The 16,779-nt window shown below is 46.9% G+C and carries 16 protein-coding genes and 1 other annotated feature; all 16 genes read left to right on the top strand.

Translation table 11 applies throughout. From position 1 onward, the window contains the following. The first annotated feature begins 97 nt into the window (after positions 1-97). Positions 98-1,417 (top strand): UDP-N-acetylmuramoyl-tripeptide--D-alanyl-D-alanine ligase, encoded by a 1,320-nt coding sequence (locus tag K6T22_RS11140; protein ID WP_238237215.1) that lies wholly within the window; start codon positions 98-100, stop codon positions 1,415-1,417. 22 nt (positions 1,418-1,439) lie between these two features. Continuing rightward, the gene (gene mraY / locus K6T22_RS11135; protein WP_238237213.1) at positions 1,440-2,402 is read left to right on the top strand and encodes a phospho-N-acetylmuramoyl-pentapeptide-transferase; all 963 of its coding nucleotides are present in this window, start codon (positions 1,440-1,442) and stop codon (positions 2,400-2,402) included. 32 nt (positions 2,403-2,434) lie between these two features. Beyond that, positions 2,435-3,781, top strand: coding sequence for a UDP-N-acetylmuramoyl-L-alanine--D-glutamate ligase (gene murD, locus K6T22_RS11130; RefSeq protein ID WP_238237211.1), 1,347 nt, complete (start codon positions 2,435-2,437; stop codon positions 3,779-3,781). After that, positions 3,778-4,872, top strand: coding sequence for an undecaprenyldiphospho-muramoylpentapeptide beta-N-acetylglucosaminyltransferase (murG, locus tag K6T22_RS11125; protein WP_238237207.1), 1,095 nt, complete (start codon positions 3,778-3,780; stop codon positions 4,870-4,872). The genes murD and murG overlap by 4 nt, the downstream gene beginning before the upstream one ends. 60 nt (positions 4,873-4,932) lie before the next feature. Then, positions 4,933-5,712 carry a cell division protein FtsQ/DivIB gene (locus K6T22_RS11120; RefSeq protein WP_238237204.1) on the top strand — a complete coding sequence of 260 codons (780 nt, stop codon included), beginning with the start codon at positions 4,933-4,935 and terminating at the stop codon, positions 5,710-5,712. Positions 5,713-5,941: 229 nt separating this feature from the next. Next, positions 5,942-7,246 (top strand): cell division protein FtsA, encoded by a 1,305-nt coding sequence (gene ftsA, locus K6T22_RS11115; protein WP_238237202.1) that lies wholly within the window; start codon positions 5,942-5,944, stop codon positions 7,244-7,246. Between the two features lie 48 nt (positions 7,247-7,294). Then, positions 7,295-8,449 carry a cell division protein FtsZ gene (gene ftsZ, locus K6T22_RS11110; RefSeq protein WP_238237197.1) on the top strand — a complete coding sequence of 385 codons (1,155 nt, stop codon included), beginning with the start codon at positions 7,295-7,297 and terminating at the stop codon, positions 8,447-8,449. Between the two features lie 84 nt (positions 8,450-8,533). Further along, positions 8,534-9,310, top strand: coding sequence for a peptidoglycan editing factor PgeF (pgeF, locus tag K6T22_RS11105; RefSeq protein ID WP_238237192.1), 777 nt, complete (start codon positions 8,534-8,536; stop codon positions 9,308-9,310). Continuing rightward, positions 9,297-9,968 carry a YggS family pyridoxal phosphate-dependent enzyme gene (locus K6T22_RS11100; RefSeq protein WP_238237191.1) on the top strand — a complete coding sequence of 224 codons (672 nt, stop codon included), beginning with the start codon at positions 9,297-9,299 and terminating at the stop codon, positions 9,966-9,968. The genes pgeF and K6T22_RS11100 overlap by 14 nt, the downstream gene beginning before the upstream one ends. 193 nt (positions 9,969-10,161) lie before the next feature. After that, the gene (locus tag K6T22_RS11095) at positions 10,162-10,488 is read left to right on the top strand and encodes a cell division protein SepF (RefSeq protein ID WP_231496839.1); all 327 of its coding nucleotides are present in this window, start codon (positions 10,162-10,164) and stop codon (positions 10,486-10,488) included. A 2-nt stretch (positions 10,489-10,490) separates the two neighbouring features. After that, complete coding sequence (locus K6T22_RS11090) at positions 10,491-10,766, top strand: YggT family protein (RefSeq protein WP_023468796.1); 276 nt, start codon at positions 10,491-10,493, stop codon at positions 10,764-10,766. After that, positions 10,763-11,533 carry a YlmH family RNA-binding protein gene (locus tag K6T22_RS11085; RefSeq protein ID WP_238237186.1) on the top strand — a complete coding sequence of 257 codons (771 nt, stop codon included), beginning with the start codon at positions 10,763-10,765 and terminating at the stop codon, positions 11,531-11,533. Before K6T22_RS11090 ends, K6T22_RS11085 begins: the two co-directional genes overlap by 4 nt. A 25-nt stretch (positions 11,534-11,558) precedes the next feature. Continuing rightward, positions 11,559-12,080 (top strand): DivIVA domain-containing protein, encoded by a 522-nt coding sequence (locus K6T22_RS11080; RefSeq protein WP_023468794.1) that lies wholly within the window; start codon positions 11,559-11,561, stop codon positions 12,078-12,080. Continuing rightward, positions 12,081-12,321: a binding site (T-box leader), on the top strand. It begins immediately after the preceding gene. A 57-nt stretch (positions 12,322-12,378) separates the two neighbouring features. After that, the gene (ileS, locus tag K6T22_RS11075) at positions 12,379-15,114 is read left to right on the top strand and encodes an isoleucine--tRNA ligase (protein WP_238237184.1); all 2,736 of its coding nucleotides are present in this window, start codon (positions 12,379-12,381) and stop codon (positions 15,112-15,114) included. Positions 15,115-15,186: 72 nt separating this feature from the next. Then, positions 15,187-15,663: a signal peptidase II gene (lspA, locus tag K6T22_RS11070; protein WP_053453842.1), complete on the top strand. Its 477-nt coding sequence runs from the start codon at positions 15,187-15,189 to the stop codon at positions 15,661-15,663. Next, complete coding sequence (locus tag K6T22_RS11065) at positions 15,660-16,583, top strand: RluA family pseudouridine synthase (protein WP_238237180.1); 924 nt, start codon at positions 15,660-15,662, stop codon at positions 16,581-16,583. Before lspA ends, K6T22_RS11065 begins: the two co-directional genes overlap by 4 nt. Positions 16,584-16,779: the final 196 nt, after the last annotated feature.

Here is a 16,779-nt window from a genome sequence, read left to right as displayed (position 1 = left end):
GTTTCCTGATTTCTACAGGAAGACGAGGACGAACAGGAGTCATTCGTTGACTTTTGCATTCGTCCTCTTTTGCTGTCATCGAATGGAGGTATATATCATGTTAACAATTACGCAAATCGCTGAGTGGTTGCATCTCAATGTGAAAGACGACCGTGTCGTTCGTCACTTCGCGACGGATTCACGCGCTTTACTCGAAGACGGTCTCTACATTCCGATACAAGGAGCACGCGTTGATGGTCATCGATTCGTTGAAGGAGCTAAAGCACAAGGAGCCATCGTCACCTTATGGAAAAAAGGGATTACTCGTCCTGATAGTGATATTGTTTTCTTAGAAGTGGATGAGCCGCTAGTGGCACTGCAACAGATCGCTAAACAATACTTAATGCAGATTGCACCAAAGATTGTCGCCATCACTGGCTCAAACGGAAAGACATCGACGAAGGATATGGTCGAAAGTGTACTTAAGACGACGTTTAAGACACATAAGACACAAGGGAACTTCAATTCAGATATCGGCATGCCATTAACGATTTTGATGATGCCTGCTGATACAGAAGTCGCTGTACTCGAGATGGGAATGAACGGTTTTGGAGATATCGAATTCTTGTCGAATCTTGCTGAACCAGATATCGCACTCGTTACGAACATTGGCGAATCGCATGCAGAGCAAGTCGGCGGACGCAGTGGAATCGCCAAAGCGAAACTTGAGATTCGTTCTGGGCTTAAACCGGACGGTCACTTATTCATTGATGGCGATGAGCCACTTCTAGCGGAAGTCGAAGCGGAGAAGATTGGCTATCAGATCGGAAATACGTACCGGATCGAGACAACGGAAGCGACGTTCTTTGGGACAGCCTTCGCTTACGACGGCACAGCGTTTCACCTACCCGTACTAGGTAAACATCAAGTACGAAACGCAGCATACGCGATCGCGACAGCACGTGCACTTGGCGTGACGGATGCACGGATCCAAGAAGGCTTCGACGCAGTTGAACTAACACCGATGCGGATGGAACGACTACTCTTCGAGGAGACGGCGGTCATCAACGATGCGTATAATGCCAGTCCAACATCAATGAATGCAGCGATTGAAACGATTACTGCACTAGAAGGTTACACGACACGAGTTCTTGTCCTTGGTGATATGTACGAACTAGGAGACCAAGAACGCTTGTTACATGCCTCGGTCGGAAAGCGGATTGCGTTACCTGTCTCGCATGCTATCCTAGTAGGGGAGAAAGGCGCGTGGATTGCTGAAGGGATCAGCGACCCATCCGTCCAAGTCCAATTTGCGACGACGGTCGAGGATGCTGCTAACCAGTTGCGTCCGATGCTTGGAGAACGAACGATTGTCTTATTGAAAGCGTCACGTGGGATGGCGCTCGAACGGATATTAACTTATCTAAACGAAAACTAATTTTTGAAAAAGGGTGTCTGCTATGATCACATTATTTATCAGTCTTATTCTTGCATTTCTTGTTGTACTACTCGTCATGCCTAGAGCGATTCCGTTTTTACACCGACTGAAGTTTGGTCAGGAAATTCGGGAAGAGGGGCCACAGTGGCACCAGGTTAAATCAGGAACACCAACTATGGGTGGTATCGTCATTCTTGTGGCGATGATCGTCAGTGTTCTCGGTGCAATCGTCATGGGTGATCTATCGACGACACAGTTATCGTTACTCTTTTTAACCCTTGCTTATGGCGTCATCGGATTTATCGATGATTACATCAAAGTCGTCAAGAAGCGTAACCTCGGTCTGAATTCGAAACAAAAATTGATTGGACAAATCGTCGTCGGATTGCTGTTCGTCTGGTTAAGCGGTGGTTTTACAAGTGACGCGACCTATCTGTCGATTCCGTTTACAGACTTCGAACTTGATTTTGGCGTCGTTTATCCGTTCGTTGCTTTATTCTGGCTAGTCGGCTTCTCGAACGCCGTCAACTTGACGGACGGTCTAGATGGTCTTGTATCGTTTACGGCGATTCCAACATTCCTGTTCTTCGGGTTATACAGTTGGTTCATCGCAGATGAAGTGGGAGCTGCTTGTTTTGCTTTTTCAGCAGTTGGTGCGTTGATTGGATTCCTCCTCTTCAATGCTCACCCAGCCAAAATCTTTATGGGTGATACCGGTTCACTTGCACTAGGTGCTGCACTAGCGGGTCTATCGATCGTGTTAAAACTGGAATTACTACTCGTCTTAATCGGGATCGTCTTCGTTGTTGAGACATTATCAGTCATTTTACAAGTCATCTCCTTTAAAACGACAGGGAAACGAATCTTTAAAATGAGCCCAATTCACCACCACTTCGAAATGGTCGGTTGGAGCGAATGGCGGATCGTCGGTACATTCGCAGGAATCAGCTGTTTGATGGCATTCATCGCCTACCTATTCATCTAAAAAAACGAAGAGAGAAAGTGAGCGATTCAACAATGGAACAACGACAATGGAATGATCAAAAAGTGCTCGTTCTCGGAACAGCAAAAAGTGGAATCGCAGCCGCTCGGTATTTAGTGAGTGTTGGTGCAGAGGTAACCGTGAATGACGGGAAAACTCCGTCCGAGAGTGATCAAGCAGCGCTTGCATCACTCGACGTCAAAACGGTCTACGGTGAGCACCCGTTAGCACTACTCGACGGTATCGATTTAATCGTCAAGAATCCAGGGATTCCGTATCATATCGATTTATTACAAGAAGCGCTTCGACGCAATATTCCGATTTGGACAGAGGTAGAACTGGCGTATCAAGCAACAGATGCGACGTGGATTGCCATTACAGGATCAAACGGGAAAACGACGACGACGACGCTTGTTCACGAATTGTTGAAAACGGGGTCTCGCCGTGTTCATTTGGCAGGAAACATTGGATTCCCGGCAATTGAAATCGCAGGTCAGGCGAAACAAGATGACATCATCGTCATTGAATTATCGAGTTTTCAATTGATGGGGATCGAGCAGTTCCGACCGTATACAGCAGCCTTTTTGAATTTATCGCCGGCACATCTGGATTATCATGGTGATTTTGAATCGTATGGTGAAGCAAAAGCTCGGATTTTCAAGAATATGAAAGAAGCGGATCGTCTTGTCTTAAACGCAGACGATGTATCCGTTCGTGCGCTCGGTAAGACTGCTGAAGTGACACCGTTCTTATTCTCGCGTCGTCAATCGGCATATGCGGAAGTCATGAACGATACGTTGACGATCAATGGGACGAGCATCTTACCAATCGATGAACTCGCTCTCGGAGGTGGACATAATGTTGAGAACGTTCTCGCGGCCCTAACACTGGTTGAACCATTCAATCTCGCATTATCTGACATCCAGCGTGTTTTACGGACGTTCGGTGGTGTAGAGCACCGGACACAGTTCGTCGGTGAAATTGCGGGTCGAAAAGTCTACAACGACTCTAAAGCGACGAATAACGTTGCGACAGAAGCAGCCTTGTCTGGATTTACGGCACCAATCATTTGGTTATGTGGTGGACTCGAGCGTGGCGCGGATTTAACGCCATTGCTTGGTGCGATGCAGCATGTTAAACATGTCATCGGACTTGGTGAGACGGGTCACCGTTTTGGAACACTTGCATCAGAAAACGGTTATCCGTCGACAGTCGTTGAGACGATGGATGAAGCAGTGAAGGTGGCATTTGAAACATCACAACCTGGTGACATCATTCTTTTGTCTCCGGCATCTGCTAGTTGGGATCAATATAAGACATATGAGGAGCGCGGCGAGCATTTCGTTCGTGCCGTACATCAGGTAGGAGGAACAACAGTATGAAAATCGTCGTCTCTGGAGGCGGTACAGGGGGGCACATCTATCCTGCGCTCGCCATGATTCGGGAACTTGAACAACGCACGTCATGTGAGGTCCTTTATATTGGAACGGAGAACGGTTTAGAAGCAGATATCGTGCGCCGAGCGGGAATTCCATTTGAATCAATCGAAATTTCAGGTATTCGTCGTTCGTTATCTTTTGAGAACGTCAAGACCGGCATTCGGTTCATCAAGAGCGTTCGTCGTGTTCGCAAACTTCTGCGTCAGTTCCAACCGGATATCGTCGTTGGTACAGGTGGATTCGTCTGTGGACCGGTATTATACACGGCTGCAAAAATGGGATTTAAGACACTCGTCCACGAACAAAACAGTTTACCTGGCATCACGAATAAATTTTTAGCACGGTACGTCGATCGAGTGGCCCTCTCTTTTAAAGGGTCCGGACATCACTTCGGCAAAAATGAATCAAAGACTGTTTTGATCGGTAATCCGCGTGCTTCTGAAGTGGCAGAGCTTAAAATCAATCCAATCGAAGAGCGTCAACGTTTTGGTTTTGAAGAAGGACGTCCACTCGTCGTCATCTATGGTGGTAGTCGTGGTGCGCCTGCCATCAATGAAGCAGTCGTCGACATGATGCCGAAAGTTGAACAAGCAGGATGGTCATTACTCTTCGTGACCGGTCAAATTCATTACGATACGATTGCTTCACGCGTTGGTTCCGTACCAGAACGGATTCAACTTCGTCCATTCGTGTATGATTTACCGAACATCCTAAAAGCCAGTCAACTCGTCATTTCGCGTTCAGGGGCAAGTACGCTTGCTGAGCTGACGACACTTGGATTACCGAGTGTCCTCATCCCAAGCCCTTACGTGACGGAAAATCATCAAGAAGTCAATGCTTCATCACTTGTTGAGACAGGTGCAAGTCTATTGATTCGTGAACAAGAGTTATCAGGTGATCGGTTGTTTGAGGCATGTGAAAAAGCATTAGCACAACAACAAATGATGTCTGAAGCGGCGCTTGCACTCGGTATGCCGAATGCTTCACGGGACTTAGTCGATGAATTGTTACGACTGACAGGACAAAAAAACTAAACTATTGCAGGAAAAGACCGATAGGGAAATGAACTGTTACGTATAGAGGGGGAATGAGACGTGAGGGAACGGAGATCGGTCGGACGACCGCAAGAGGACGAGAACGTCCGCAGCCTCGAGGATAAGATACCTTATATCCGTGAACAACGTCGCAAAAAAGCCAACCGAAGACTCATCTATGTCCTGATTCTGATTGGTCTATTGGTTGGTGTCGTCTTTTATCTGCAATCGAGTTATTCTCGGGTCGCACAATTTGAGGTCGACGGAAACGTCAATGTAAAATCATCCGATATTTTGCAAGCATCCGGAATAAAGGTGAAAGAGACACATGCCTTCAACGTGTCGGAGGAAGATGTGCTTGAACGAATCGAGAAGGTTCCAGGCATTCAGGAAGCGACGATGCAAAAACAATTTTTGCATCAATATCGCGTGACGGTGACGGAAGAAAAAGAGATTGCCTACGCGAAGGATAAGCCAGGAGACCGAATCGTGCTTGCGGATGGAACGATCATTCCGGGAAAGTCAAAGGAAGAATTGTTCGATGCTCCGATCCTGACGGGGTTCACGGATCAGTCTTTGAATCGATTGACGAAGGAACTCGTTAAGATCGAGCCGAAAGTACGTAGCCGGATCTCAGAAATCGTCGCAAATGATAAGACGGACAAGGGTGGTCTGAAATTATTCATGACGGACGGGAATACGGTATTACTTAGTACGTCTGCTTTTTCAAATTCCTTGAATGAATACGTGAAGGTCATTTCTGCCTTACCGAAAGGAAAGACAGGGACGATTACAATTGATGGTGGCATCTATTTCAAACCATATAAAGGGAAAAAATAGAAGATTCGTAAAAGGCTGATGAACAAAAAAACAAACATGTGTTTTCATTCGTCGACCTTTGTTCGAATCGTCATCAAATCGTAATCTATTCGAACGCTAAGACGGGCAATAACTTCTTTTCGTAAGTATTTATATAGTGTAGACTTAAACGAGAAGAAGCCTGTCCCTTTCCTAGAATATAATTAGGAATAAAAAGGATTAGTATTATGAAAGTGGAGGTGTCACTCCCATGGAAACGAAAGGTACGATTGCCGCGCTCGACATTGGGACATCGGAGGTGAAACTCATCGTCGGTGAACTACTTGGTGGAACGCTGAACGTTCTTGCTGAAGGTTCTGCACCATCCGCGGGTGTTAAACGAGGTGTCATCGTTGACATCGATCAAACGGTACATGCCATTAAACAAGCGGTCACAGAAGTGGAACGCACACTTGGTGAACCAATTGGTGAAGTATATGTCGCTATTTCTGGCGAACACATTCAAGTGAAGGATTGCCAGGGCATGACGTCCATCAAAGGTGAGGATAATGAAATCACAGATGATGATGTGAAGGATGTGCTACATTCTGCGATGGTCATGCGAATTCCAAACGAACTCAGTGTCGTGGATGTTCTGCCGAAGACGTTTACGGTCGATCAGCAGACAGAAATCACTGATCCGAGAGGAATGATCGGTTATCGTCTCGAAGTAACAGGAAAGCTCATCATCGGAGCAAAGACGATCCTACATAGCATTAAACGTTCCATTGAACGGGCTGGTTTAGAGCTTGCTGGATATGTGCTGGAGAGTTTAGCGGTATCTAGAATCGCAGCATCGATTGATGAACTCGAACTCGGTGTCGGGATCATCGACATCGGACACGAGACGACGACACTTTCAATCTATGAAAAGAACGATCTCGTCTACTCGACGACATTGCCATACGGTGGTGATCATCTGACACGTGATTTGACGTACAAGATGAATTGTAAATACCAAGATGCGAAACTGGCAAAAGAAGAATATGGTGTTGCGCTTGAAGCACTCGGGGATCCGGAAGAGAAAGTCTCTTACGTCACGATCAACGGCGAACATCGCTTCGAACCACAATCAGAAATCGGGTTCGTCCTCGAAGCACGACTTGAAGAAATCTTCGAAATGATTCAAAAACGAATGACTCAAGCCGGGTACGCCCACATGAACAGCGGTTTGATCTTATGTGGCGGAAGTTCTTCTCTGCCTGGCATCGACCAGCTTGGAAAACGAATCTTCAAGCAAAGCGTCAACGTCTATCAACCTGCTAGTCTTGGTATTCGTCATCCGAAATATGCGGTTGCAGCGGGTATGTTACGCTACGTCCTCTCGAGAAGCGCCGTATCGAAATCAGGTTTTGATCGGGCGGAAGAGAAGGAAGTCGTAGCACAAGGACATGAACAGGATGCACTGCTCGTGAACGAACAGCCGTCTCCTGCACGAAACGAACGGTCAACACGTGAACAGCCTCCAAAAGAGAAAAAGTCATTCAGCAGTTTCTTTGAGAAATTCTTTGGTTAATGCCTACAAAAAAATCCAATGAGTAAAAAATATTAGGGGGCCCTTTTTATGTTGCATTTTGATGAAATGATGGACCAAGTAGCAAAAATCAAGGTCATCGGTGTAGGTGGTGGCGGTTCGAACGCCGTCAACCGAATGATTGAACACGGTGTCCAAGGTGTAGAATTCATCGCAGTAAACACGGACGCGCAGGCATTGAACATGTCACAAGCTGATGTGAAGTTACAACTTGGCGCAAAATTAACACGCGGTCTCGGTGCAGGTGCCAATCCGGAAATCGGTAAAAAAGCAGCAGAAGAAAGCCGCGAGCAATTAACAGAAATTCTTTCAGGCGCTGATATGGTCTTCGTCACAGCAGGAATGGGTGGCGGAACAGGAACAGGAGCTGCTCCTGTCATCGCTGAGATTTCTAAAGAAATCGGTGCCTTAACAGTCGGTGTCGTGACAAAACCATTCATGTTCGAAGGGCGCAAACGGATGCAACATGCCGTCTCAGGTGTCCAGAACTTCAAAGAAAAAGTCGATACGTTGATCGTCATCCCGAACGATAAGTTGCTTGAAATCGTCGATCGGAACACACCGATGCTTGAAGCGTTCAAAGAAGCGGATAACGTTTTGCGTCAAGGTGTACAAGGGATTACAGACTTGATCGCCGTACCTGGTCTCATCAACCTCGACTTCGCTGACGTGAAGACGATCATGACCGAAAAAGGTTCTGCATTGATGGGTGTAGGTGTCGCAACAGGTGAACACCGTGCGACAGAAGCAGCGAAAAAAGCAATTTCAAGTCCATTGCTTGAAACATCGATCGAAGGAGCTAAAGGTGTTCTGATGAACATCACTGGTAGTGCGAACCTCAGCTTGTACGAAGTGACGGAAGCAGCACAAATCGTCCAGAGTGCAGCAGATGAGGAAGTCAACTTGATCTTCGGTTCTGTCATCAACGATAACCTGGAAGATGAAATCATCGTTACAGTCATCGCGACAGAGTTCGAAAACGAACCACTTGATTTCGAAATTCCGTCGGCACAAGAAATGATGAAGAATCTCTTGAAGAAAAAACAAGCGACTCCACCACCAATAGAGGAGTCAAAACCACAAGTCGAAGAGACACCTGTCAGCTCGAATCCTGAACCGGCTAAAGCGCCAGATGTCGAAGAAACGATGGACATCCCATCTTTCCTTCGCCGGAATAATCGTTAATCGATTTTCCAGTGACACGACTGCTAAACCAAGAGGTGTCGCGAAAGCGGCGCCTCTTTTTTTAAAATCGAAGGAGGCATGAACATGTTTGGACAATGGATCAAATGGGATACACCAACTGGTACCGTACGTGCCGCCTTTACGACGAAATTCGCTGCACCACATGAGAATGGCAATCTAGGACTGCATGTCAACGATGACCGGGATGGTGTCATTCAGAACCGACAAGTCATTGCACGTCAGCTGGATTTATCACTTGAGAACTCGATTTGGGCACAGCAAATCCACGGGAATCATGTCGAACAGGTGACGACACTTGATTCTGGACGTGGTGCTTTGGATTACGAAACGGCGATTCCGGGTACAGATGGATTGGTGACGACTGATTCGAATGTCTTACTGATGATGCTCTTCGCTGACTGTGTTCCATTAATTTTCTGTGATCCGACAACAGGTATCATTGCGAACACGCACGCCGGATGGCGAGGAACCGTTAGTAATATCGTCGAGGAAACCGTAAAACAGATGGAACGTGCGGGTGCTAGTCGATCTTCCATTCAAATGGTCATCGGTCCATCGATTCGGGACTGTTGTTACGAAGTCGATCAACCGGTCATCGATGCCATTGATGCGCTCGAACTAGACGAGTCTCCTTACATACGCAAGGAAGATGGAAAAGCGATGTTATCGCTACAAAAAACGAATGCTGCGCTAGCTGAACGATGTGGAGTAGGCGACGTCCTTGACTCAGGTCTATGTACACACTGTCAGGCGGAAGATTACTTCTCTTATCGCCATGGCGACCACGGTGGTCGGTTTGCAAGTTTGATCGTAAAGGAGTCATTGGATGTCAATTCTTGAAAACGTACAAAATGTTACACAACGGATGGAACAAGCAACTGAAAAGAGTTCTTCTAAAAAGCAGGTACAGCTGATTGGTGTGACGAAATCAGTCTCAAGTCAAGTTGCTTCTGAATTATTAGCCGCAGGCGTGACACATCTCGGAGAAAATCGACCGGAAGGGTTGCTCGAAAAGCAGGCAGAACTCGGACGAACCGCTTGTACGTGGCACTTCATCGGCACGTTACAGACACGCAAAGTTCGTCAAATCATCGATGCCATTGACGTGTTGCATTCCCTCGACCGTCTTCATTTGGCGGAAGAGATCAATAAACGAACGGACCGGACGATTGATTGTTTCATTCAAGTCAATGTTTCTGGAGAAGAATCGAAGCAAGGCATCGCACCGGAGGATGTGCCATCGTTTTTACATGAAATCGGGCAGTATCCAGCGATTCGTGTCATTGGACTGATGACGATGGCACCATTGACGGAAGATGAGACGCGTATACGTGAAGTATTCCGGTCGTTAAAAACATTGCAAGAAGAGGTCAAGGCGAAAAAATTGTCGTATGCTCCATGTACGGAGTTATCCATGGGGATGTCATCTGATTTTGAGATTGCCATCGAAGAAGGGGCGACGTTCGTTCGAATCGGGACGACGCTTGTTCACACCTAAACGAGAAGAAGGGAGAATGGATATGGGCTTCAAATCAAAAATGCAAAATCTATTTCTCGGAAACAGCGACGATTTAGATGAACTTGAATATGAAAATGATGCTACAATAAATAAAGGTAGAGGTACGTCGCAACAAGAGTACGAAGAGTATTACGAGGAATCTACCCCAAGTGTTACTCAAAAGGAGGACAGCGTGAGACAATCGAATATCGTGCCGCTTCATGCAACGAAAAAAACGAAATCGCAAGTCATCTTGAGTGAACCACGTGTCTTTAACGAAGCCCAAGAAATTGGGGAACATCTTCGTCAAAACCGTGCGGTTATCGTCAATATGCAGCGTATGTCAAAAGATCAATCACGACAGATGATCAATTTCTTGTCTGGTGTCGTGTTCGCTCTTGATGGAACAATCACGACGATCAGTCAGAATACCCTCCTCTGTGTCCCGAACAATGTCGAGTTGGCAGGTAGCATCTCGAATCTTCTTGGAGAAGATGATATTAATCATAAGGGGTGGTAAGCATGGATTCTCAAGTGATGTACGCAATTGGTCGTACATTAAGCACATTGCTGCAATATTACAGCTATGTCATGATCGTTTATATTTTACTTTCGTGGTTCCCGAATGCCCGTGATTCGAAATTCGGACAAGTGCTCGCGATGTTGGTCGAGCCGTTCTTAGCGCCCTTCCGTCGTATCATCCCGCCTATCGGAGGCATGCTAGATATTTCGCCGATTGTAGCCTTCCTCGTATTGAACTTGGCTCAATCTGGAATCCGAGCTATCTTTTTAGTATGAGCGTATATGATCATTATCGCGGAAGCGAGCGGGAATTCGTCGATTCAGTCTTGAACTGGATTGATCACGTGGAAGCGACCTATACGTTCAAATTAACGGATTTTCTAGATCCTCGTGAACAACAAATCACACAAGAACTCGTCGGTTCGAAATGCGCCCTCTTTTTTGAGGGCGGTTTCGAAGGCGCTGAACGAAAGCGGGCAATCCTCGCACCAGATTATTATGAATACAACGCGGATGACTTTGACATTTCCATTTATCGCATTCATTATCCCACTAAATTCGTTGAACTTTCTCATCGTCAAGTCACCGGTACATTATTGAACGTCGGATTGAAACGAGCCAAATTCGGCGACGTCATCATCCAGGATCAAGTACAGTTTGCCGTCGCAGACGAAGTCGCGACATACATTGAAGCAAACGTCGAACGAGCAGGGAAGACAAAGATTCGTCTTTCACGTGTTGACGCAGAAGATCGTTTGAAAGTGAAGGAACAAGAGTGGGAAGAAACGCTCGGCTTCGTTAGTTCACTTCGGTTCGATACGGTCGTGAGTGAAATTCTCGGCTTCTCGCGTCAAAAAGCACAGACGCTCATTAAACAAGGTGAAAGTAAGGTCAATTATAAGGTAGTTGATGATTCGAGTTTCATGCTGCAAGAAGGCGATTTACTTTCTTTGCGTGGAACAGGACGCGTTAAGTTGATTGCGATTCTTGGATCAACGAAACGGGACCGGATTAAGCTGCAATACGGTATTTTAAAAGGATAAGATAAATGCGGAGGAGGAATTCATCATGCCATTAACGCCACTCGATATTCATAATAAGGAGTTCACACGAAAGTTTCGCGGCTATGACGAAGATGAAGTGAACGAATTCCTAGATCAAGTCATCAAGGACTTTGAATTGTTGTTACGTGAGAATCGTCAACAACAGGAAGTCATTCAAAATATGCAAGCACGTGTCGACTACTTCAGTTCAATGGAAGAAACATTAAATAAATCGATCATCGTTGCACAAGAAGCAGCTGAGGAAGTGAAAGCGAATGCTTCAAAAGAAGCTAGCTTGATCCTAAAGCAAGCAGAACGCGAAGCAGAGCAGTTGCAAGACGCAGCACAGCGTCGGGCGCAACGGACGGACTTCGAAGTCGAGCAGATGCGCAAGAAAATCGAGCTTTACCGCAACCGGTTCAAAGTGTTGATCGATGCACAGATGGAATTATTAACGAGCCACGACTGGGATGCGTTTGATTTCTCTTCTCGTGGAGCGCTTGACGATGTTCCAGCAGTTGCGTATAATGACGACGATGTCGTATAAATAAAATCAATGACAAGGACACGTCGCATCTTGGACGGTTGACAGCGAATCGGGGAATGGTGGAAGCCCGAGCAACGAAAGAGATGAGGTATCCCCTTGGAGTGCATGACTGAACGTTCGACGAACAGTAAGCCATGCCGGTTCACTCCCGTTATCGAGTACTTAAGCGGTCCTGTGTCGTCGAACTGACGAGCAGGATTAGTAGGGTGGTACCGCGAGTTTAGCCAAGCTCGTCCCTATCTCAGGGATGAGCTTGGTTTTTTTTGTACTTTTAAAGCGAAAGGTGAGAGATGGTCAGATGGATTACAAAGAAACCTTATTGATGATGAAGACCGAGTTTTTAATGCGAGGCAACTTGCCAAAACGCGAACCAGATATGCAAGCACGTTGGGAAGAGATGAACCTCTATGCTGCTGTACAGGAAAAAAATGCTGGGAAACCAACATTCATCCTCCACGACGGACCTCCTTATGCGAACGGTGATATCCATATGGGACACGGATTAAACAAAGTCTTAAAAGACATCATCGTCCGTTATAAATCGATGAATGGCTTCCAGTCGCCTTACGTACCAGGCTGGGATACACACGGATTACCAATCGAAACAGCACTTCAAAAAGCCGGTGTTGATCGTAAATCGATGACAGTCGCAGAATTCCGTGAGTTGTGTGCGAAATATGCACTAGAGCAAGTCGACCACCAACGTGACCAATTCAAACGCCTTGGTGTTCTTGGGGATTATGACAATCCATATATCACGCTTCAGCCTGAATTTGAAGCTGCTCAAATTCGTTTATTCGGAGATATGGCAAACAAAGGCTATATCTACAAAGGTAAGAAACCGGTCTACTGGTCACCTTCTTCTGAATCGGCACTAGCTGAAGCAGAAATCGAATATCAGGACAAACGTTCAGCTGCAATCTATGTCGCATTCCAAGTCATGGATGGGAAAAACATCCTTGAGCCGACGGATCATTTCGTCATCTGGACGACGACACCATGGACGATTCCAGCGAACCTCGGAATCTCTGTCAGTGCAGAATTGACGTATGCACGAATCGAGTACCAAGGAAAAGGTTATATCGTGGCAGAAACGCTCGTTCCTGAAGTCATCGAAGCGCTTGGGTGGGAAGACGCAACGGTCGGACGCATCTTCAATGGTGCTGACTTCGAGTACATGAAGGCGAAACATCCACTGTACGACCGTGAATCACTCGTCATGCTCGGCGATCATGTTACAGCAGAAGCTACAGGTGTCGTGCATACAGCTCCAGGTCACGGGGAAGATGACTTCCGCATCGGTCAAGCGTACGGTCTTGACGTCCTTTGCCCAGTCGATGATAAAGGGGTCATGACAGCGGAAGCTCCTGGATTCGAAGGTATGTTCTACGAGGATGCAAACAAAGAGATCGGTCTTGCGCTTGAAGAAGCAGGCGCTCTCTTAAAACTTTCGTTCATCAAGCACTCGTATCCACACGACTGGCGGACGAAAAAACCGGTCATCTTCCGTGCGACGCCACAATGGTTCGCTTCAATCAAGGACTTCCGTGCGGAAATCCTTGATGAGATCAAAGGTGTCCAGTGGGTACCAGAGTGGGGCGAAACACGACTTCACAACATGTTCAAAGACCGTGGCGACTGGGTCATCTCGCGTCAACGTGCGTGGGGTGTACCACTTCCGATCTTCTACGCTGAGGATGGTACGGAAATCGTCACACCGGAAACGATTGATTATATTGCGAATCTGTTCGCAGCTCACGGGTCAAACGTCTGGTATGAACGCGACGCAGTCGACTTGCTGCCTGAAGGATTCACACATCCAGCAAGCCCGAACGGGATCTTCAAAAAAGAAACGGACATCATGGATGTCTGGTTCGATTCTGGTTCATCACATGCCGGTGTTCTCGCGACACGCCCTGAATTGACACGTCCAGCGGATCTCTATCTAGAAGGATCTGACCAATACCGTGGTTGGTTCAACTCGTCGCTATCGACAGCCGTCGCAACGACAGGGAAAGCACCATACAAAGCAGTCGTCAGTCACGGATTCGTCCTCGATGGTCAAGGTCGCAAGATGTCTAAATCGATCGGTAACACGATCGCACCGATTCAAGTCATGCAACAATTCGGAGCAGAGATTCTTCGCTTGTGGGTCGCATCCGTTGATTATCAAGCGGATGTTCGCGCATCGATGGATAACTTCAAACAAGTCTCAGAGTCATACCGTAAAATCCGCAACACAGTTCGTTTCCTCCTTGGAAACTTGGATCAATTTGATCCTGCAACGCACCGAGTCGCATTTGAAGACTTACCAGAGTCAGACCGTTTCATGCGGACAAAGCTTGACCAACTTGTTGGTAAAGTAAAAGCTGCCTATGATGCGTACGACTTCATGTCGGTCTATCAATTGCTTCACAACTTCTGTGTCCTTGATTTGTCGTCGTTCTATCTCGATTACACGAAAGATATCTTGTACATCGAAAAAGCGGATGCGACATCACGTCGTGCGGTTCAGACGGTCATGTATGATACAGTCGTCGCGTTGTTACAATTGATGGCGCCCGTCTTACCACACACGGCAGACGAAGCATGGGAGTTCGTACCAGCTGTAGAGACGAAGAGCATCTTCTTGACGGATCTTCCGGAAACGGTTGAAGTCTCAAAAGAAGGACTTGCTCTCATCGAGAAGTGGAATGCGTTCTTGACGTTCCGCGATGATGTCTTAAAAGCACTCGAGGAAGCACGCGTTGAGAAACTCGTCGGTAAGACACTCGAAGCGAAGCTTCTGCTCGCGCCGAAAGAAGAAACGAAAGCCTTGCTTGGAACGATTGATCATCTCGAACAGTTACTCCAAGTCTCACAACTCGAATTCGTGGAAACAGCGGATAAGATGTACGAGACGACAGGCATCACGGTTCAAAAAGCTGACGGTGAAAAATGTGAACGTTGTTGGACATATTCGACGGAACTCGGACAAGATCCGGCTCATCCGACGCTTTGCCCACGTTGTACTGAAGTCGTCAATTCTTTATAATGATACAAAGGGAGGGGCGGCTGCGACTTCGCAGGACGCCCCTCATTATTTTTGGATGCGGAGGACAATAGGATGTGGCTTTACTTAGGGATTGCTGCTTTACTCGTTGGAGTCGACCAGTTGACGAAATGGATCGTCGTTCAAAATATGACGATTGGTCAAGCGATCACGGTCATTCCGGATTTCTTTTATCTCAACTCGTATCGAAATCGAGGCGCGGCATGGGGGATGCTTGAAGGGAAGTTCGGTTTCTTCTTCATCGTCACGGTCGTCGTCGTCATTGGATTGATTTACTTCCTCTACAAGGAAGGCACGAAAAATAAGGTATTTGCTTGGAGCATCGCGTTACTGCTCAGTGGTGCGATCGGGAACTTCATCGATCGAATGGCACGAGGAGAAGTCGTTGATTTCTTCCACTTCTTCCCGTTCGGCTATAATTTCCCGATCTTTAATGTCGCAGACGTCTGTTTGACGTTTGGTGTCATCACGATGCTGATCAGCGTCATGTTTGAAGAACGGTTGACTAAGAAAGGAACGATGGATAAATGAATGAAGTAGAAACATGGTCCGTACAAGCGGATGGAGCGACAGGGCGCATTGATAAGTGGCTCGCAGAACAAAACGAATGGTCGCGTTCGCAAGTACAGGAATGGTTAAAAGCGGGACGCGTCGAAGTCGATGGTCGTGTGGTCAAACCGAACTATAAATTATCGGGAACGGAATCAATTGACGTTCATATCCCGGAAGCGGTAGAACTCGAGATTTTACCAGAAGATATCCCGCTTGATGTCGTCTATGAAGATTCGGACGTCATCGTCGTCAACAAACCAAAAGGGATGGTCGTCCACCCGGCGGCAGGTCATGTCTCAGGAACGCTTGTCAACGCCTTATTACACCACTGTCAAGATCTCTCAGGCATCAATGGCGTCAAACGTCCAGGAATCGTTCACCGGATCGATAAGGATACGTCAGGTCTGTTGATGGTCGCTAAGAACGACTTAGCGCATGAATCACTTGCACATCAGTTGAAAGAGAAGACGACAGAACGTCTCTACATCGCGCTCGTTCACGGTGAAATTCCTCACGAACTCGGAACGATCGAAGCACCAATCGGACGTGACAAGAACGATCGTCAACGGATGACGGTGACGGATAAGAATTCAAAATCTGCCGTAACCCATTTCCGTGTTCTTGATCGGTACGAAGGCTTCACGGTCGTTGAATGTAAACTCGAAACAGGGCGGACACACCAGATTCGTGTGCATATGCGTTATATCGGTTTCCCGCTCGCTGGTGACCCGAAATATGGTCCACGTAAGACGATGAAAATGAATGGTCAAGCCTTGCACGCTGCGGTTCTTGGCTTCGAACATCCACGAACAGGCGAATGGATGCGTTTTGAAGCACCACTCCCGGAAGAGATGACATTCGAGATCGGTCAGTTGAAAAAACTTGAATTAGAGTCTTGACGTTTTTCTAATAAAACGGTAGAGTATCACCTAGAGAGCGATGCGAGACATCCTCTACTGACACTTCGGTCGTCCGAGTGACGATCCTACCAAACTAGTATCACCTTTAATCGAGTCCGGAGAGGCTGCGAAAGGGAGAACCTACCACAAACGTGAGTAGGCATGCATACATGACGTATGCCATGATTCTGTCTTC

The sequence above is a fragment of the Exiguobacterium acetylicum genome, from assembly GCF_022170825.1.
In the GTDB taxonomy this organism is placed as follows: domain Bacteria; phylum Bacillota; class Bacilli; order Exiguobacteriales; family Exiguobacteriaceae; genus Exiguobacterium_A; species Exiguobacterium_A acetylicum_B.
The sequence above is the reverse complement of the archived record's forward strand: the minus strand, read 5'-3'. Positions and strand labels throughout refer to the sequence as shown.